This is a genomic window from Amycolatopsis sp. NPDC058278 (assembly GCF_042881395.1).
GTDB lineage: Bacteria > Actinomycetota > Actinomycetes > Mycobacteriales > Pseudonocardiaceae > Amycolatopsis.
Window position 1 is genome coordinate 67,717 of the sequence record NZ_JBHVXZ010000031.1, and the last position, 18,951, is coordinate 86,667.

Genomic DNA, 18,951 nt, shown 5'->3' on the forward strand with positions numbered 1-18,951 from the left:
GTGTCCCCACGACCGTAGTCGACGGCCAAACTTCACGGCGTGAAGAATGGCCCCACCGTCGTTAGAGAATTCGTGAAGGCGTCCTCAGCAGACTGGCCGGAGTCAGGATTCGTCGTGGGCGGAGGAGGGTTCGATGGACCAGGTGCGAGTGGCGGCGTGGGCGTCCGACCCGATCGCCCTGACCGGGCTGACCAACCACCTGAAGTCCCGCCCGGAGTTGCTGGTCCTCCCGCGCGCCCGCCGGGGTGAAGCGGCGGTGCTGGTGTTCGCCGTCGGGGAGGTCGACCGCGAGGCCGTCGCCGCGCTGCGGGCCGCGTCCGCCGAGTCGCCGGCCGCGATCGTGCTGGTCGCCGGGCACGTCGACCCCGCGCACGTCGGCCTGCTCGCCGACTGCCACGTCTCCGCCGTGCTGCCGCGGACCGCGCTCGATCGGCTGACCGCGAACGTGCTCGCCGCGGCGCGGGGGCGCTCGTCTTCGCTGCGCGAGCAGGTGGAGGCCCTTTCGAACGCGGGCGGCGGGGCGGCACTCACGCCGCGCGAGGTGGATGTGCTTCGCCTGATGGCCGAAGGCTGGGACACTGCCGAGATCGCGGGCAAGCTCTGCTACTCGGAGCGGACCGTGAAGAACGTCATCTACGCCATGACCAACCGGCTCAACCTGCGCAACCGGCCGCACGCGGTCGCGTACGCCGTGCGGGCCGGTGTGATCTGAGGAAGCCTGTTGCGAACGATCGCCCGCCGGACCGCCATCGTGGTCGCCGCGTTGATCCCGCTCGCCGCCTGCACTCCGGGTGACGCCGGGGGGAAGACGAAGCTCACCATCGCCACCTTCGGTGAGTTCGGCTACGCGCCCCTGATCGCCGAGTACGAGAAGCTGCACCCGGACATCACGGTGCAGAACCGCGTCACCGACTTCGACACCCACCACAAGGGGCTCGCGACGCAGCTCGCCACCGGGCACGGCGCCGCCGACGTCGTCGCGATCGAAGAGCAGTACATGCCGCAGTACCGGAAGGCGAAGGACAAGTTCGCCGACCTCGCCGGCTACGGCGCCCGCGAGCTGGAAAAGCAGTGGGTGCCGTGGAAGTGGGCGCAGGGCACCGACGGCGCCTTCGTGCTGGGTCTCGGCACGGACATGGGCAGCCTCGCCCTCTGCTACCGGCGCGATCTGTTCCAGGCGGCGGACCTGCCGACCGACCGCGAAGAGGTCGCGAAGCTGATGCCCGACTGGGACGCCTACGCCGCCACCGCCGAGCGGTTCACCGCCAAGACGCCGAATGTGAAGTTCGCCGACTCCGCCGGGACCGTCTACACGGCGATGCTCAACCAATCGCCGGAAAACTACTTCTCCCAGCGCGACGATTCCTTCATCGCCGACCGCAACCCGAGCGTGCGCACCGCCTTCTTCCTCTCCGGCGGGCTCGCCGCGAAGGGGCAGACCGCGGCGGCGACCACGTTCACCCAGGCGTGGAACGTGGCGATCAAACAGGGTTCCTTCGCCACCGTCGCCTGTCCCGCGTGGATGCTCAGCCAGATCAAGGAAGCCGGCGGGGACGCCAACCGCGGCAAGTGGGACGTCACCACCGTGCCCGGCAAGAGCGGCAACCAGGGCGGTTCGTTCCTGACCGTGCCGAAGCAGGGCGCGCACCAGAAGGAGGCGTACGAGCTCGCCCGCTGGCTGACCGCCCCGGAGCAGCAGAAGAAGCTCTTCCTCTCCGACGGCATCCTGCCCAGCGAGCCCGCGGTGTACGAGGATCCGCAGGTCGTCGCGCACACCGACCCGTACTTCGGTGAAGCGCCGACCGGGCGGATCTTCGCCGCTTCGGCGGATCAGCTGCGCCCGAACTACCGTGGCCTGCGCGATGCCGACGTCCGGCCGGAGTTCGGCCGCGCCCTCGGGCGGATCGAGGAACGGACCGACACCGTCGACCAGGCCTGGGCGAAAGCCGTCCAGCAGGCCCAAGCCGCCCTGAAGTAGCCGCTCGTGCAGCACCGGCTCGCCCGTTGGGACCGCAAGGTCACGCCGCTGCTGTTCGTCGCGCCCTTCTTCGCCCTGTTCGTCGTCTTCGGTGCTTTCCCGCTGCTGTACACGGCGTGGGTTTCGCTGCACGACTGGAACCTGCTCGAAGGCGACCAAGGCGCCTTCGGCGTCGCCAACTACGGCGACCTGCTCACGGATCCGCACTTCTACAACGCGCTGGCCAACACGGTCTCCATCTTCCTGCTGGCCGCGGTCCCGGAGTTCCTGCTGGCCCTGGGCATCGCGGCGCTGCTCGACCGGCCGCTGCGGGCCGCGACCTGGTGGCGCACCGGGGTGCTGCTGCCGAACGTCGTGTCCGTCGTCGCCGTCGGGCTGGTGTTCGGGCAGCTGTTCAGCCGCGACTACGGCGTCGTCAACGAGGTCCTCGGCTGGTTCGGCGTCGCGCCGGTCAACTGGCGGGCGACGACCTGGACGTCGCACTTCGCCGTGGCGAGCATGGTCCTCTGGCGCTGGACCGGCTACAACGCCCTGATCTACCTGGCCGCGATGCAGGCCGTCCCCGGTGACCTGTACGAGGCCGCCGAGCTCGACGGCGCCTCGCGGTGGCGGACGTTCTGGTCGATCACCGTGCCGGGCATCCGGCCCGCGCTGGCCTTCACCGCCATCGCCGGCACGGTCAACGGCCTGCAGCTGTTCGCCGAGCCGCAGCTGTTCGACGCCGGCGGCTCGGCCGGCACCGGTGGCAACGACCGCCAGTTCCAGACGCTGGTCATGTACCTGTACGAAAAGGGGTTCACGCACCTCGATGCCGGCTACGCGGCCGCGCTGACCTGGGTGATGTTCGTGATCTGCGCGCTGTTCGCGCTGGTCAACTACCGGCTGGTGCGCCGGTTCGTGAGGTCGGCGTGACGGCACGGCGCCGGCCGGGCGGCTGGGTGTACGCGGTGCTGACCGGGGTGCTCGGCGCCTCCGTCTTCCCGCTGTACTGGTCGTTCGTCGTGGCCACGCGCGACAACGCGGCGATCGGGGAGACGTCGCCGCTGCTGGTGCCGGGCGGGAACCTGGCCGGGAACGTGCGGCGCGTGTTCGACACCGTCGACTTCTGGGCGGCCATCGGGAACTCGCTGATCGTTTCGGGCACCGTCATGGTGGCCAACGTCGTGCTGGCGAGCCTCGCCGGGTTCGCCTTCGCCCGGCTCCAGTTCCGCGGCCGCAACACGCTGTTCCTGCTGGTCGTCGGCTCGGCGATGGTGCCGGCGCAGCTCGGGGTCATCCCGCTGTACCTCGTCGTCGGCGACCTCGGCTGGTACGGGCGGCTCGAAGCGGTGATCGTGCCCGCGCTGGTCAGCGCCTTCAGCGTGTTCTGGATGCGCCAGGCGTGTGAGAACGCGATCACCGCGGACCTCGTCGACGCCGCGACCGTCGACGGCTGTTCGATCCTGCGCACCTACTGGCACGTGGCCGTGCCGGCCCTGCGCGCGCCGGCCGCGGTGCTCGCGATGCTGACGTTCATGGCCACCTGGAACGACTACTTCTGGCCGCTGGTGGTCCTCGACCCCAACGAGACGCCGACCGTGCAGGTCGCGCTGTCGCAGCTGGCCAGCGGCTACTACACCGACTACGCGCTGATGCTCACCGGCGCGACCGTGGCCGTCGTGCCGGTCATCGCGTTGTTCCTGCTGCTGGGCCGCCACATCGTGCGGGGCATCCTGAAAGGGGCACCGGTATGACCTTCCCGACGGGCTTCCTGTGGGGCGCGGCGACCGCGTCCTACCAGGTCGAGGGCGCGGTGTCCGAGGGCGGCCGCGGACCGTCCATCTGGGACACCTTCGCGGCCACCGAAGGCAAGGTGCTCGGCGGCGCGACCGGCGCCGTCGCCTGCGACCACTACCACCGCTACCCCGAGGACGTCGGGCTGCTCGCCGACCTGGGGCTGAACGCCTACCGGTTCTCGGTCGCGTGGCCGCGGGTGATGCCGGACGGCCGGACGACGTCGGCGGCCGGGCTCGCCTTCTACGACCGGCTGGTCGACGAACTGCTGAGCCGTGGCGTCGTGCCGGTGGTGACGCTCTACCACTGGGACCTGCCGCAGGCACTCGAAGACGCGGGCGGCTGGCCGGAGCGTGACACGGCTGCGCGGTTCGCCGACTACGCCGCGGTCGTGCACGCCGCGCTCGGCGACCGCGTGCACCAGTGGACGACGGTCAACGAGCCGTTCTGCGCGGCGTTCCTCGGCTACGGCAGCGGCGTGCACGCGCCCGGTGTCCAGGACTACGACACGGCGCTGGTCGCGGCCCACCACCTGCTGCTCGGCCACGGCCTGGCGACGCGCGCACTCACCGCGCAGGCCCGGCCGGGCCACAAGTTCTCGCTGGCGCTGAACTTCGCCCCGGCGATCCCGGACGGTGACACCCCGGCCCACCTCGAAGCGGCCCGGAAGTTCGACGGCATCCACAACCGGTTCTTCCTCGACCCGGTGCTGGGCCGGGGCTACCCGGAGGACGTCCTGGCCGACGTCGAGCACCACGGCGGCCGCTTCGCCGCGGCCGTCCGCGACGGTGACACCGGCCTCATCGCCGCCCCGATCGACTGGCTGGGCGTGAACTACTACGCCCCGGCGCGCGTCACCCCGCTCGCCGACCCGCACGCGCCCGGCAACTGCCCGCTGCCGGCGTTGCGCGGCTTGGACGTCCTGCCCGCACCGCCGCCGCTGACGGCCTTCGGCTGGGAACAGGCGCCGGCTGCCCTGACCGGCCTGCTGCGCTGGATCGACACCCGGTCCGGCGGGCTCCCGCTGGTGGTGGCCGAAAACGGGGCGTCCTTTGTGGACCGGGTGGTCGACGGCCGGGTGTTCGACGCGGCGCGGGTGAACTACTTCATGGAGCACCTCGGCGCGGTCCACGACGCCCTTCGCGCCGGTGTCGACGTCCGCGGCTACTTCGCCTGGTCACTCCTGGACAACTTCGAATGGGCGATGGGCTACACGCAACGGTTCGGCCTGGTGCACGTCGACTTCGAGACGCAACGGCGGACGGTCAAGGAATCGGGCCGCTTCCTCGGCCGGGTCGCCAAGGCCAACGCGCTAGGTGCGCCGGCGGAAGGCGTCGGCGACACCCGAGCGTGACGGCGTCTCCAGCTTGCCCAGCAGCCGCGCCACGTGCGCCTGGACCGTCCGGCGCGGCAGGGACAGCGCGGCCGCGATGTCCGGGTTGGACCGGCCCTCCGCGACGAGGCCGGCGATGCGGACCTCGATCGGCGTCAGCGACTCCCAGCCGTGGCCGGGCCGGATCGGGGAGAACAGCGCGCCCCGGCGGACGCCGAGGCGGCGCAGCCGGGTCTCCGCGCGCCGCAGGTCCCAGCGCGCCGCCAACGCCGTGTACAGCTCGGCCGCCTCCTCGAACGCCGCGTGCGCCGCGTCGAGGCGGCCCGCGCGGGCCAGCAGCACGGCCGCGTCCTCCAGCGCCGAGGCGAGCTCCGGGCGGCGGCCGACCGCGCGGAAGTGCTCGGCCGTGGCCAGCACCGGTGCCGGGTCCTCCTCGATCAGCCCGCGGCACCACGACGCCGCCGCGTGCGCCCGCGCCGGACGTCGCTCCTTCGCCGCTTCCTCGGCGCACACCGCCAACGCCCGGCGGGCGCGGCCGACGTCGTCCTGCTCCATCGCCAGCCGCACGAACGCCGGCAGCCACTGGTGCCGCAGCATCATCGCCGCGTACGTCGGGTTCAGGATCGGCTCGAGGACGGACAGCGCGCGGACCCGGTCGCCGCGCTGCTCGGCCGCCAGTGCGTCGGCGACCAGCAGGAAGTCGAAGCTTTCGCGCTCGGCGCCGGTCGCCGGGGCGTACTCCTCCGCCGCGTCGAGGTGGGCCGCGGCCTGGGCCCGGTCGTCCCGGCGGCCGGCGATCAGCGCCGCGACGCCGTGCAGCAGCAGTGCCGCCGGACCCGGCTCGCGCAGGCCGTAGAACGTGATCGCCGGGCCGTCCTCGATGACCGTGTCCAGTTCGACCAGCGCCTCGTCCCAGCGGCCTTCCCAGTACCGGTGCACCGCGGCGGACACCTGCAGCCCGACCGGCAGCGCGTGCCGCGCGGCGACTTCGCCGGCCGCACGCAGGGCGTCGCCCGCTTCGGCAAGGCGGTCGAGGTTCTGCAGCGTGAACACGCGGTTGTCGAGCAGGTCGAGGTGCAGGTCGGCGAGCTCGTGCTCGTCGCCGACGGCCTCGATCGCCGCGTCGATGTGGGTGAGCGCGCGGTCGTGCTCGCGGCGCACCGAATCGACCAGCCACAACGACTGCAGCGCGTGCGCGGTCAGGTAGCGGTCGCCGCCGGCGAGCGCTTTCGTCTCGTGCGCCGTCTGCTCCGCGGCGTCCAAATCGGACAGGCTGCCGCGCCGGAAGTTGGCCAGCAGCTGCCGGTGCTTGACCCGCCAGAGCTCCGGCACGGCCGGGTCGTCGACCCACGCGGCGAGCGTCGCGACGGCGCCTTCGGTGTCGCCGCGGCGGTGCCGCATCGCCGCGAGCACGTGCCGCATCTCCTCGACGGCCTCCGGCTCGGTGGCGACGTCGAGTGCTTGCCGTGCCAGTGCTTCCGGGTTGCGTTCCAGCCGGAACAGCACCTTGACCAGCGCGACCAGCAGCGTCTCCCGGCGCGGATCGGTGGCGGAGCACGCGGCCAGCGCGCGTTCCAGCAGCTCGACGGCGATCAGCGGGGCCCTGGTCGAGACGATCGCGTGGTGCGCGGCGAGCCAGTCCAGCACCCATTCGTCCACCGCGGCCGGTGCCGCCACCAGCTGCTCGGCGACGCGCTTCACCGGCGCGCCGATGCCGGCGAGGGCCTCGGCGGCCTGCCGGTGCAGCGCCGCCCGCGTCCCGGCCAGCAGCCGGTCGTACAGCGCCTGGCGCAGCAGGGGGTGCCGGAACGCCAGCTGCGTCCCGGTGTCGATCAGGACGTTCGCCGCGACGGCTTCTTCCAGCGGCGCCAGCAGGTCGGACGGCCGGGTGCCCAGCACCGCGGCGACGTCGCCGACGGCGAATTCCATGCCCAGGAGCGCGCCCCAGCGCAGGACTTCCTGTGTCCGCGCGGTCAGGAAGTCCAGCCGCCGATCGACCGCGGCGACCAGCGACCGCGGGGCCTCGAACTCCGCCGGGTCGTCGACGTCGGCCTGGCCGTCGCTCACCGCCACCGCGCCCGCCCGGCGCAGGACGTCGACCATTTCCTTGACGTACAAGGGGTTTCCCGCACCACGGGCGGCCAGCTCGCGCAGGCCCGGCCCGGGTGGCGCCCCGAGCTGGTCCTCGATCAGCCTGCCGACGTCTTCGCCGGTCAGCGGCCCGAGGTCGAGGACGACCCCGTCCCGGGCCTGGACGCCGCGGCGCAACTGGGCGAGTTCGGCGCGGTCCGGTGCCGGGCGAGTGGCGGCCACCAGCAGCAGCGGCAGCTGCCGGGTCGCGGCGCAGAGCCGGTGCCAGACCAGCACGGAAGCTTCGTCGGCCCACTGCAGGTCGTCGAGCACCAGGACCTGCGGCGACTCCGCGCACAGCTCGTCGACCAGCGCCAGCAGCCGGTCGACGGCGCCGAGCACCGGGTCGGCCGGCCCCCAGCTGCGCCGCGCCGGGCCCTCGCCCGCGAGCTCTTTCGCCACCCGTGCGCGCCGCGGGTCCGGCGAGTGCGCGTCGATCGCCAGGCACTCCAGCACGACCTGCAGCGGAAAGCGGGTGCTCAGCTCGTCGGCGGCCGCCCAGAGCCGCTGGAAGCCGGGGCCGTCCGGCAGCGAGCTGGCGAGCAGCTCGGACTTGCCGATCCCCGCGTCCCCTTCGATCCAGACGGCCCGGCCGCGCCCGGCCCGGACATCGGCGACGAGCTCGGCGAGCCGCGCGGTCTCGGTTTCCCGGCCGAACAGCCGGTGCCCGCTGATCACGACCGGCGCCGCGGGCGCGTCGAGGGCCGGGTCCTGGGCGAGGATCTGCCGCTGGAGCCGCTGCAGGGCGGCCCCGGGTTCGACGCCGAGTTCCGCGACGAGCGTGGCGCGGGCGTCGCGGAAGACGTCGAGCGCATCGGCGGGCCGTCCGCTGCGGTAGAGGGCGAGCATGAGCGATTCCCGCAGCGACTCCCGCAGGGGGTGTTCGCCGGCCAGCACGGCCAGCTCCGGCGCGAGGTCGAGGTGCCCGCCGAGGGCGAGCACGGCTTCGGCGCGCCGTTCGAGCGTGTTCAGCCGGAGTTCGGCGAGGTATTCGCGGTGCCGCTCGGCGAACCCGCCGGGGACCCCGGAAAGGGCCTCGCCCTGCCAGAGCGCGAGAGCCTCGTCCAGTTCGGTGACGGCGGCCCGCGGATCACCCTGCTCGAGGTGCCGCTGCGCGCGTGCGCGGTGCCGTTCGAACAGGGCCGCGTCGAGCGCGTCTTCGCCGAGGACCAGGGAGTAACCGGCGGGATCGGAGACGAGGACGCTGGCCGCCGACCAGCGCGACCGGTCCGGTTCGAGGGCCCGGCGGAGCCCGGAGACGTAGGTGTGGACGCTGCCTTCGACGCTCGCGGGTGCGGAATCGCCCCACACCCCGGCGATCAGTTCGGCCCGCGGAACCGGCCGGCCGGCATTGACCGCGAGCACCGCGAAGATGGCGCGCTGACGGGCGGGGCCGAGGCCGATCTCGGCGGCCCCGCGCCAGGCCCGCAGCGGGCCGAGCACGCCCACCCGCAGGCCGGTGTCCGCATCCCCTGGCATGTCGTTGCCGTCCCCTCTGGGACTTGCGCCCCAGACCCCTTCCCCCAGGGACATCTCGGTACCGGCTACTCCGGTGATCTTACCGACGCGGCAACCCCTCCCGAGGTTGCGCGGTCACTCGCCCGCGACGGCCCGCGGCCTCGCCGCGGGGGCCCGGCGGATGCCGAACGGGCCCATCCGGGCCTCCGCGCGCCGCACGTCCCACGCCGCGCCCATCTCGGTGTACGCCGTCAAGGCGGCCCGAAACGTCGTACGCGCCGCCGTCAGCTCGCCCGACTCCGCCAGCAGGATCGCCGCGTCCTCGTTGGCTTTCGCGTGCTTGAGGAGCCGGCCGGCCGCGCGGTAGTGCCCGGCCGCCGTGAGGACCGGCCCGGGATCGCCGGTCGCCAGGCCGCGGCCGTGCGCGGCCGCCGCCGCGTGGGCGGGTGGGACCTCCCCGTCGGGCTCGAGCAGGCGCACCGCCTCTTGCACCCGCGGCCGGTCGCCGAGCGACAAGGCGAGCCGCACCAAATCGGGGAGCCACTGGTAGCGGGCCGCCGGCGGGTGGTCGTCCTCCAGCAGCGGCAGCAGCGCCGCCAGGGCCGCCTCCGGCCGGCCCTCCTGCTCCGCCAGCAGGGCGCGTGCCGCGAGCAGGAAGTCTCCGCCGTCCGGCTCCAGGCCCGGTGGCCACTGCCGGCGGTCGGCCGCGTCCAGGTGCGTGCGCGCCTGACCCGGTTCGCCGCGGTGCCCGGCGATCAGCGCGCCGACGCCGTGGACCAGCAGGGCCGAGCCCGGGCTGCGCAGGACGTAGGACGCCGTCTCGGCGCCGTCGCGGATCACCGCGTCCAGCTCGGCCAGCGCCGCCGGCCAGCGGCCCAGCCAGTAGTAGTGCACCGCGCCGGCCAGGTGCATCTCGCCCGGCACCGCACGGGTCGCGGCGATCCGGCGGGCGGCGTCGAGCGGCTCGGCGGCGTCGTCGAGGCTGTCGAGGTTCGGCACGGCGAGTGCCGCGTCGTCCAGCGGATGCAGCCCGGCCGGTGCCAGCGCCGTCTCTTCGCCGAGTTTCTCCAGCGTGGCCAGCAGCGCCTCGTGCCGGCCGCGCCACATCTCCGGGACGTCGGTGTCGTCGAGGGTGCGCTTCAGCTCGGCGGTCGCCTCGGAGAAGTCGCCGCGGCGGTAGTAGACGTAGGCCAGGATCCAGCGCATTTCGGCCGCGCGCCTGCTGTCGGACGTCCGCGCGACGACCGAGCGGGCCTCGGCTTCGGGCTCCCGGCCGAGCCAGAACAGCAGCCGGGCCAGGGTCGCGGTCAGCGTCTCCCGCGCGTCCGGCGGCAGCGTGCCCTGGGTGACGGCGTGGCGCAGCAGGTCGACCGCGACCCGCGGGGTCTCGGTGGCGACCGTCCCGATGTGCTCCAGCAGCCACCCGGTGACCCACGGGTCCACCTGCGCGGGTGCGGCGGCGAGCTGCTCGGCGACGCGTTCGGCGGGCGCGCCCGCGGCGGCGAAGGCCTCGGCCAGCTGCCGGTGCAGCGCGACCCGCATCGCGGCGGGCGTCTTTTCGTAGAGCACCCGGCGCACCAGCGGGTGCCGGAAGGCCAGCCGGTCGCCCGATTCGACGAGCACCCCGGACGTGATCGCCTCGTCGACCGCGCCGACCAGCGCCGTCGGCGGCCGCTCGGTGGCGACGGCGATGTCCGCCAGCGAGAACTCGTGCCCCAGCAGCGCGGCCCAGCGCAGGGTGTCGCGGGCCCCGCTGGAGAGGAAGCTCAGGTACAGCGTGATCCGCGAGCCCAGCGGCGGCGGGATCGTCTGGCACGAATTGCCGTCCAGGTGCGCGTGGACGCCGTCGAGCACGATCATCGACTGGGCGAGCAGCGTCTCGACGATTTCCCGGACGTAGCGCGGGTTCCCGGCCGCGTAGGAGACGAGCAGCTGCAGCCCGGGCCCGGGTGGCGCGCCGGCCAGCTCGGTGGCCAGCTCGCGCGTGGCGTCCTCGGCCAGCGGCGGCAGGACCAGGACGGTGATGTCATCGTTGTCAAGCTCAGCCCGCAGGTCGTCCAGCGCGGCCGGCCGTGGCACCGGACGGCAGGCGCCGACGAGCAGCAGCGGCAGCTGCCGCGTCTCCCGGCTCAGGTAGCGCCAGACGCGCAGCGTGGTGTCGTCGGCCCACTGCAGGTCGTCGACCACGAGCACGAGCGGTGCCTCCGCGCACAGCTCGCGGACCAGCCCGAGCACGTCGTCGACGGGATCCTCGCCGGACTGCCCGGCGAGCCGCCCGGCCAGTGCGGCGCGGCGCTCGTCGGTGGCGCGCGGGTGCACGCCGAGCGCGTCGAGCAGCGGCCGCAGGGAGAACCGCTGGTCCAGCGCGTCCGCGGCGGCGAAGGCCGGCTGAAAATCGCGCGCCGCGTCGAGGACTTCGGCGAGCAGTGCGGTCCGGCCGCTGCCCGGCTCGCCTTCCAGCCACACCGAGCGCCCCACCCCGGCACCGAGGCCGGCGACGGCTTCGTGCAGCCGGTCGAGTTCGGCCTCCCGGCCGACGAAGATCTCCGCCCGCTCCGGCAGCGCCGCGGCCGGCACCCGCGCGGGTCGCGGCGGCGGGGGCTTCGGTTCCGGGGCTGCGGCGGGTTTCTCCAGCAGTTCGTCGTGCAGCCGCCGCAGGGCCGGCCCGGGTTCGGTGCCCGACGACTCGACGAGCCGGTCGCGGATGTCGGCGTAGACCGCGATCGCCTCGGTCCGCCGTCCGGCCCGGACCAGGGCTCGCATGAGCAGTCCGCGCAACGTCTCGCGGAACGGGTGTTCGCGGGTCAGTGCGGTCAGTTCGGCGACGAGTTCGGTGTGCCCGCCCGATTCCAGCACGACCTCGGCGCGCCGCTCGGTGGTCGCGAGCCGCACCTCGGTGAGCCGGGCGCGCTGGGCGGCGGCGAACGGCCCGGGCAGGCCGGACAGCGGAACGCCCTGCCAGAGCCCCAAAGCTTCGTCGAAGGCCTCGCGCGCACCGCGGAGATCGCCCGCCGCGTGCCGGCGCTGCGCCTGCTCGCGCAGGGCTTCGAACCGGTGGACGTCGATCGCTTCGGCGTCGAGGCGCAGCGAATAGCCGGAACCGATCGACGCGAGCAGCTGCGGGCCCTCGCCCTTGACCCGGCCGGGTTCGAGCGCGCGCCGCAGCCCGGAGACGTAGGTGTAGATGGAGCCCTGCGCGCTCTGCGGCGGCGCCTCGCCCCAGACGGCGTCGATCAGCTCCTCGCGCGAAACCGTGCGGTTCGGGTACATCGCCAGTGCGGCGAGGACCGTACGGCGGTGCGCGGAGCCGAGGTCGAGCTCCGTGTCGCCCTGCCAGGCCTTCAGGGGGCCCAGCAGCTGGAGTCGCAATGGCGCGGTTGGGGGGTCCAGGGGGGCTCGCCCCCCGGCCGGGGTCTGGGGCTCGGCCCCAGAGGGAGGCAGTGCGGAGCCGTCCGCGGCCGACATCGGTCTCCCTTCGTGCGCGACGAATCGTCACGCGCCGGATGCCTGCCGTGAGCATACGCGGACGCCGTGAACCGGCAGGCAAGGATGGCGGACATTCGGGCAACGGCACCCGGGTGGGGTTCCGCGCCGCCCCCGCGTGCGCCACGCTCGGGGAGCCGGAGAGGAGCGCGGATGCCGACCGAAGACATGCAGCGGGCCGCCGCCTGCTTCGCGTCCGCCCTCGAAGGCGCCCGTTCCCGCCTGCGCGACGTCAACAGTGAGATGGCGATGGTGCAGGCGTCCTGGCGCGGTGAGGCATCGGTGCGGTTCGGCCAGGCGATGAGCGACTGGGAGCAGGAGTTCGACGTGATCCTGTCGCGGCTGGCGGAGCTGCTGGAGGCGACCGGCGGCCCGATGCCGCGGCCGCGCCTGCCGTGACGCGGCTCGACTTCAGCTTCGCCGATCTGGTGCTGGACCGGATGGGCGCGATCACCGGGGAGCTCGGCGAGCTGCTGGCCGACCTGGAGGCCCGGGTCGAGCCGGAGCTGGCCGGCTGGACTCCGGAGGCGCGGGAGGAGTACTGGCGCGCCCAGCGCGACTGGGCCCGCGCGGCCGAGCGGATGCCCGGGTGCCTCGAGCGGGCGCGGGCGGCGTTCGGGGAGCTGTCTTCACGCGCGTGAAGACGGAATAGGGAAGGCGTGAAGACACGCCGTCCACACTGCCCCCATGAAGCCCGTCGAAGTGAGCGTCCTCGCCTCGGACCCGATCACGCACGCCGGCGCGGTGAGCCTGCTGGACAACCATCCCGACGTCCGGCTGACCGACCTCGTGCCGGACGTGCTGCTGGTGATGGAGGACCACGTCACCGAGACCGTGCTCGGCGAGATCCGGGCGGCCAAGGCGTCCCACGTCGTGCTGGTCGTCGAGCACTTCCGCGAAAGCGACTTGATGGCGGCGCTGGAATGCGGCGTGGTGGCGATCCTGCCGCGCCGCGAGACGGGCGGCGCCGAGCTGGTCACGGCGGTGCTCGCCGCGGGCGACGGCACGGCCAACCTGCCGCCGCGGCTGCAGGGCGCGCTGCTCGCGGAGGTGCAGCGGATGCGCAAGGACGTCCTGGAGCCGAACGGGCTGACGCTGTCGGGGCTCGCGGCCCGCGAGTGCGATGTGCTGCGGCTGGTCGCCGAGGGGTTCGGCACCGAGGAGATCGCCGCGAAGCTGTGCTACTCGGAGCGGACCGTGAAGAACGTCCTCTACGGCCTGATGACGCGCTGCGGCCTGAACAACCGCGCCCACGCCGTCGCCTACGCCCTGCGAGCCGGCGCCATCTGAGACGTTCTCTTTGCCACTGTCACCTTTTCGGGGCTAGTGTCCCGATCATGGCGCTCACGGCAGTGGAGATCGCGGCCTCCGTCCGGGCTGGGAAGCTCGATCCGGTGCGGGTCACCGAGGAGACCCTCGACCGCATCGCCGCGGCGGACGGCGTCATCGGCGCCTTCCGGCGGGTACGCGCGGAGGAGGCACTGAAGGAAGCCGCGGAGGTCGCCGCGCGGCCCGATCTCGCGTCGCTGCCGCTGGCCGGGGTGCCGGTCGCCGTCAAAGACGTCACGGAGGTGGCCGGCGAGTACGCGTCGCACGGCTCGCCGGCGGGATCGTCCGCGCGGGCCGGCGCGGACGGCGTGATCGTGGCGCGGCTGCGCGCGGCGGGCGCGGTGATCGTGGGGCTGACGCGGGTGCCGGAGCTGTGCATCTGGCCGATGAGCGACACCCCGGACGGCATCGCCCGCAACCCCTGGGACCCGACGTACGCCGCGGGCGGATCGTCGGGCGGCAGCGCGGCGGCGGTGGCGGCCGGCCTGGTCCCGCTGGCCCACGGTACGGACGGCATGGGCTCGGTCCGCCTCCCGGCGGCGATGTGCGGCCTGGTGGGGTTGAAGCCGGGCGCGGACCTGCTGGCCGAGGGCGGCTGGTTCGGCATGTCGGTGCACGGCCCCCTGGCCACGACGGTCGCCGACACGGCGTTGCTGCTTTCGGTGCTGGCTTCCGCTCCCGAGCTGGCTTCGGTGCCTTCGCCGTCTCCGGTCCGCATCGGCGTGTCGACGACGGTGCCGCTGCTGCGCACCCCGGTCCCGAAGGAGCTGGTGGCGGCGGTCTCGACGGCGGCGGGCCACCTGGCGGCGGCCGGTCACGCGATCGCCCCGGCGGCACCGCGCTACCCGGCGACGATGGTCCTGGGCATGACGGCCCGCTGGCTCGCGGGTCCGGCGGTCCAGGCGCGCGCCTTCGACGTGGCGCGGTTGCAGCGCCGGACCCGGGCCCACATCCGCGCGGGCCGGCTGGTCGAGCGGGCGGGACTCCTCCGGGACGGCACGCGTGACCGATGGGTTTCCCGGGCGGAGGAGTTCTTCGCGTCGCACGAGGTGCTGCTGACGCCGACGCTGTCGCACTGGCCGGTGAAGGCGGGACGCTGGCACGAGCGCGGCTGGCTGGCGAACGTGCTGCCGTCGACGCGGTTGGCGGGTTTCACGGGCCAGTGGAACTTCGCGGGCTACCCGGCGATCACGGTCCCGGCGGGCCGGTCGGCGGTGCCGGGCCTGCCGACTTCGGTGCAGCTGGTGGCGCGGCCGGGAGGGGAGTCGCTGCTGCTGGGCTTGGCGGCCCAGCTGGAAGTGGCGAACCCCTGGTCCCGGACAGCGCGCAACTGAAAAGCCGCATTCGAAGACCCTCGGTCTCCGAATGCGGCCACCACGACCTGGGAAAGCTCAGGAGCCCGGCTTGCTGCCCGTCGGCGAGAGCGGCTTCGCGCCGTTGCCGTTCGCCGGCTTGGTCGCCGGGCCGTTCGAGTTCGCCGGCTTGGCCGCCTGCGGTGCCGGCTTCGGGACCGCGGCCGGCTTGGGGGCCGGCTTCGGCGCCGCCGACTTCGGAACGGCCGGCTGCACCACCGGAACGACCGGCGCCGCCGGTGTGGTCGCCGACTCCGAGTCGCCACCGACCAGCCTTGACGCCTGCGGGATCACCGCTTCCTCCGGCAGCGTCGCCAGCTGCGTCTCGCTCCGGTTCAGGATGTCCTCCGCCATCGCCAGGCTCTTGCGCGCCTGCTCGCGGATCTCCGCCAGCCGCTCGACCTTCCGGTTCGCCACCGTCGTCCGCTGGGCCGCCTGCGTGGTCGCCTCGTCGAGCCGCCGCTTGGCCTCGGCGGTCGCTTCGTCGAGCCGTCGCTTCGCCTCCGCCGTCGCTTCCGCGAGCCGGCGCTCCGCCTGGTTCTTGCTCGCCGTGCGCTGGTCGGCGACGTGCTTCTCCAGCGCCGCCTTCTGGGCCGCCTGGGACGCCTCGAACTCGCGCTCGAGCTTCCGGCGCTTCCGCTCGGCCTCGTTGTCCAGCAGCTCGCGCCGCTGGGCCGCCTCGACCGTCAGCCGCTGGACCTCGGCGCGCGTCTCCGCCAGCGCGCTCTCGTGCTCCGTGTGCAGCAGGTCGGCCTGCTTGTCCAGCTCCTCGACCAGCCTCGTGTAGCGCTCGCGCAGCTTCGTCGACGCCTCCGTCGAGGAGGCCCACGTCTTCTCCGCGGCCACCTCGGCGCGCTTGATGATCTCGTCGGCGCGCGCCTGCGCGAGCGTCACCGTGCGCTGCATCCGCTCGTCGAGGTCCTCGAGCCGCTCCGGCGGCTTCTTAAGCTCCTCGACGCGGGCTTCCAGCACCGCGACCTGCTGCCGGACGGACTCGACCTCGCGGGTCGCGGCGGCGGCCTGCGCCGCCGCGGCGTCGCGTTCGCTGAGCACCCGGCGCAGCTGGGCCTCGATGTGGTCGAGGTACTGCCGGACCTCGTTGCGGTCGAAGCCGTGCCAGGCCTGGGTGTATTCACGACGGAGGGGAAGGAGGCCGTTGAGGGCGGTTGCGGCGGGGTCGCGCTCAGGAACCATGGGCCCGACCGTACCCGGGCACCCGCCGCCTCCGCCTTCCGGCTTGACGAATCACCAACACGTGTCGCCGTGTCGCCGGAACGGCCTCACCCCGGAAACGCAGTGTCACCAGTGGAAGTCACCAGTGGAAACCGCGCGAAAGCCGGGCCAGCGCCATCGCCGCGCGCGAGAGGTGTTTCTCGCCACGTCCGATCTTGAGTTCGCCCGAACCGCCCGCCGCGGTCGAATCCGGGAAGATCCGGAAACCCTGGTACGCGATCGCGTCGGTGAGCCCCGGCGTGAGCGTGTAGGCCAGCCCGATCGCCTGCCCGGCCGGGGTGCCGATGTGCTTGGGCCGCTCGACGAGCGCCGTCATCACCATGTCCGCGGCCTGTTCCGGCGACTTCGTCGGGAACGCGTCGTAGATCTTCGTCGGGCGGATCATCGGCGTGCGCACCAGCGGCATGTGGATGGTGGTGAACGTGATCCCGTCGCCGTGCGTCTCGGTCGCCGCGATCCGCGAGAAGTAGTCCAGCGCCGCCTTCGACGCCGCGTACGCCGAGAAGCGCGGCGCGATGCCCTGCACGCCGATCGACGAGACGTTCACGATGTGCCCGAACTTCCGCTCCGACATGTGCGGCAGCACCGCGAGGATCAGCCGGACCGCGCCGAAGTAGTTGATGGCCATGGCGCGCTCGTAGTCGTGCATCCGGTCGTAGGACAGCTTGATCGACCGGCGGATCGAGCGGCCGGCGTTGTTCACCAGCATGTCGATCCGGCCGTGCTCGGCCAGCATCGCGTCGACGGCCTTGCGCACCGAGTCCTCGTCGGTCAGGTCGGCCGGGTACACCGACGCCGTGCCGCCGGCGGCGACGATCTCGTCGCGGACCTCTTCCAGCTCGTGCTGGCGGCGCGCGACGAGCAGCGGGACACCGCCGGCGGCCGCCACCTTCAACGCGGTCGCGCGGCCGATGCCCGAGGACGCGCCGGTGATGATCACGCGGCGGCCGTCGAGCTCGCCGCGGGGGCCGTGCTTGCGCGCGCGGAAGGGGTCGAGGTGCTCGCGCCAGTAGCGCCACAGCGTCGGCGCGTACTCCTCCAGCCGCGGGACCTCCACGGTGCCGGCCAGCGCCTTGCGCGTCTCGGCCGAGGAGAACACCGACGGGAACGCCATCGTGTCCAGCAGCACCGGCGGGATGCCGAACCGCTCCATCACGGCGTCGCGGGCGATGGTGACGCCGGGGATGTGCTCGGTCAGCTTGACGAGCCCGACGATCCGCTTCGAGATCCCTTCGCCCAGCTGCACGGTGATCGTCGGCGCGCCCGCGGCCCGCGCGAAGGCGTTGTAGACCGAAACGACCGGCTGCGGCTCGGGGTTGACCAGGTGGAAGGCGTGCCCGTCGAGACCGGGCTTGACCACCAGCTCCAGCAGCGCCTTGGCGACGTAGTCGACCGGCACGATGTTGGTGTCGCCGAGGTCGGGCCCGACGATCGGGAGCACGTCGGGCAGCCCGGAGAGGCGGTTGATCGCCGGGAAGAGGTAGTACGGACCGTCGATCTTGTCCATTTCGCCGGTCTCGGAGTGCCCGACGACGACGGCGGGCCGGTACACCCGCCACGGCACCTCGTCCTGCTCGCGGACGATCTTCTCGGCTTCGAACTTGGTCCGGTGGTACGGCGTGACCAGCCGCTGCCCGGCGTCGAACATCTCCTCGGTGAAGACGCCTTCGTGGTCGCCCGCGACGGCGACCGACGACACGTGGTGCAGGCAGCCGGCGCGCAGGTCCGCGGCGAGGTCGACGACGGCCCGCGTGCCGTCCACATTGGCCTTGATGCTGGCTTCGTCGTCGGCGGTGAGGTCGTAGAGCGCGGCGAGGTGGACGATGTGGTCGACGCTCCCGCGCAGCTCGGCGCGGTCGGCTTCGGACACGCCGAGCAGCGGCTCGCCGAGGTCGCCGGTGATCAGCGTGACGCGGTCGGAGTGCGGCCACTGGTCGACCAGCGCGGCCAGCTTGGCCCGCGAGGACGCGCGCACGACGAGCGCGACGCGGTCGTCGTCGGGGCGGGAGAGCAGCAGCCGGGTGAAGTGACGCCCGATCAGTCCGGTCGCGCCGGTCACCAAGAACGTCGCCATTGTCTTCACACCTCTCGCCGCCACAGCCCTGACCCTGGGCATTCTGCTGCATGGCGACGCGCACGACCACCGTTTCGAAACGTGATGTTACCCACGAGTAACTTAGGCTGGGTCCGCGATGACGACGCGGTTCTCCTCGTAGCCGTCCGATCCGCCGACCCAGCGGCCGCCGCACGTCACCAGCACCACGCGGTGCGGGCCGGACGGGCCGAACAGGTAGTCGGCGCGCGCCGGCAGATCGTTCTTGTGCACGGTGACCAGCTGCGAGATCCGGTACCGCCACGTCTTGCCCGCACTGTCCACAATGGTCACTTCGGTGCCGATCCGGGCGGTCCACAGCTCGGCGAACGGCCCGGTCGCGCCCCGCCAGTTCACGTGGCCGGCGAACACGCTCGCCCCGCCCGCCGCGTCGAGTGACGCACCCCACCAGGCCGCCTGCCCGAGGTCCGCGGGCACCGGCAGCTCCCCGCCGGGGCCGAGGTTCTGGCGCACCAGCGTCGCCGTCCCGCCGCCGGGCAGCCGCACGGTGCCCGGCCGCTGCGGCGGCGGGGACGGCGGTGGCGCCGGTGACGACGACGTCTGCGGTGTCTGTGCGGCCGGCGCGGCCGGAGTCGCGGGCGCGGAGGCCGTCGGGGATGGGGACGGCGCCGCGGCCGCGGCTCCCGCCGCGCCCGCGGCGGGCAGCGCGGTGCAGAACACGACGGCCACGGGCGCCGCGGCGACCCGGGTGCAGACCAACTGCACGGCGAGCACCGTCTCCGCCCCGAGACCTAAGCCGGTGAGGGGCCGTCCCCGGCCGGGGTTGCGG

General features: G+C 73.4%; 14 protein-coding genes. 9 read left to right on the top strand and 5 right to left on the bottom strand.

Translation table 11 applies throughout. The features are described 5' to 3' along the window. Positions 1–133 precede the first annotated feature (133 nt). Genes ACFVYA_RS18500 through ACFVYA_RS18520 form a run of 5 tightly spaced genes read left to right on the top strand, consistent with a single transcriptional unit; the run spans position 134 to position 5,105 of the window. The gene (locus tag ACFVYA_RS18500) at positions 134–712 is read left to right on the top strand and encodes a LuxR C-terminal-related transcriptional regulator (protein ID WP_285986208.1); all 579 of its coding nucleotides are present in this window, start codon (positions 134–136) and stop codon (positions 710–712) included. 9 nt (positions 713–721) lie between these two features. Continuing rightward, positions 722–1,978 carry an ABC transporter substrate-binding protein gene (locus ACFVYA_RS18505; RefSeq protein WP_285986207.1) on the top strand — a complete coding sequence of 419 codons (1,257 nt, stop codon included), beginning with the start codon at positions 722–724 and terminating at the stop codon, positions 1,976–1,978. A gap of 6 nt (positions 1,979–1,984) precedes the next feature. Beyond that, positions 1,985–2,890 carry a carbohydrate ABC transporter permease gene (locus tag ACFVYA_RS18510; RefSeq protein WP_387046387.1) on the top strand — a complete coding sequence of 302 codons (906 nt, stop codon included), beginning with the start codon at positions 1,985–1,987 and terminating at the stop codon, positions 2,888–2,890. Continuing rightward, the gene (locus ACFVYA_RS18515; RefSeq protein WP_387046389.1) at positions 2,887–3,711 is read left to right on the top strand and encodes a carbohydrate ABC transporter permease; all 825 of its coding nucleotides are present in this window, start codon (positions 2,887–2,889) and stop codon (positions 3,709–3,711) included. Before ACFVYA_RS18510 ends, ACFVYA_RS18515 begins: the two co-directional genes overlap by 4 nt. Continuing rightward, positions 3,708–5,105: a GH1 family beta-glucosidase gene (locus ACFVYA_RS18520; protein ID WP_387046391.1), complete on the top strand. Its 1,398-nt coding sequence runs from the start codon at positions 3,708–3,710 to the stop codon at positions 5,103–5,105. The genes ACFVYA_RS18515 and ACFVYA_RS18520 overlap by 4 nt, the downstream gene beginning before the upstream one ends. On the opposite strand, the gene ACFVYA_RS18525 is transcribed toward ACFVYA_RS18520, so the two are convergent. Next, on the bottom strand, positions 5,064–8,693 hold the full coding sequence (locus tag ACFVYA_RS18525) for a BTAD domain-containing putative transcriptional regulator (RefSeq protein ID WP_387046393.1): 3,630 nt from the start codon (positions 8,691–8,693) through the stop codon (positions 5,064–5,066). The two genes, ACFVYA_RS18520 and ACFVYA_RS18525, sit on opposite strands and share 42 nt — an antisense overlap. A 114-nt stretch (positions 8,694–8,807) precedes the next feature. Next, positions 8,808–12,041, bottom strand: a complete 3,234-nt coding sequence (locus ACFVYA_RS18530; RefSeq protein WP_387046395.1) for a BTAD domain-containing putative transcriptional regulator — start codon at positions 12,039–12,041, stop codon at positions 8,808–8,810. A 267-nt stretch (positions 12,042–12,308) separates the two neighbouring features. Between ACFVYA_RS18530 and ACFVYA_RS18535 the strand changes: the two genes are divergently transcribed. Genes ACFVYA_RS18535 through ACFVYA_RS18550 form a run of 4 tightly spaced genes read left to right on the top strand, consistent with a single transcriptional unit; the run spans position 12,309 to position 14,818 of the window. Next, a complete protein-coding gene (locus ACFVYA_RS18535) occupies positions 12,309–12,554 on the top strand; it encodes a WXG100 family type VII secretion target (RefSeq protein WP_387046397.1) in 246 nt (81 codons plus the stop codon). Beyond that, a complete protein-coding gene (locus ACFVYA_RS18540; RefSeq protein WP_387046399.1) occupies positions 12,551–12,796 on the top strand; it encodes a WXG100 family type VII secretion target in 246 nt (81 codons plus the stop codon). Before ACFVYA_RS18535 ends, ACFVYA_RS18540 begins: the two co-directional genes overlap by 4 nt. Positions 12,797–12,842: 46 nt before the next feature. Next, a complete protein-coding gene (locus tag ACFVYA_RS18545; RefSeq protein WP_387046400.1) occupies positions 12,843–13,445 on the top strand; it encodes a LuxR C-terminal-related transcriptional regulator in 603 nt (200 codons plus the stop codon). Positions 13,446–13,492: 47 nt separating this feature from the next. Next, the gene (locus ACFVYA_RS18550) at positions 13,493–14,818 is read left to right on the top strand and encodes an amidase family protein (RefSeq protein ID WP_387046402.1); all 1,326 of its coding nucleotides are present in this window, start codon (positions 13,493–13,495) and stop codon (positions 14,816–14,818) included. 57 nt (positions 14,819–14,875) lie between these two features. Here ACFVYA_RS18550 and ACFVYA_RS18555 read toward each other — a convergent pair whose 3' ends face one another. The 3 genes from ACFVYA_RS18555 to ACFVYA_RS18565 form a co-directional block, all read right to left on the bottom strand. Next, a complete protein-coding gene (locus ACFVYA_RS18555; RefSeq protein WP_387046404.1) occupies positions 14,876–16,030 on the bottom strand; it encodes a cell division protein DivIVA in 1,155 nt (384 codons plus the stop codon). Between the two features lie 118 nt (positions 16,031–16,148). Then, positions 16,149–18,143, bottom strand: coding sequence for an SDR family oxidoreductase (locus tag ACFVYA_RS18560; protein WP_285986196.1), 1,995 nt, complete (start codon positions 18,141–18,143; stop codon positions 16,149–16,151). Between the two features lie 102 nt (positions 18,144–18,245). Next, positions 18,246–18,951 (bottom strand): class F sortase (locus ACFVYA_RS18565; protein WP_387046406.1); only part of this gene is annotated, 706 nt, incomplete at its 5' end.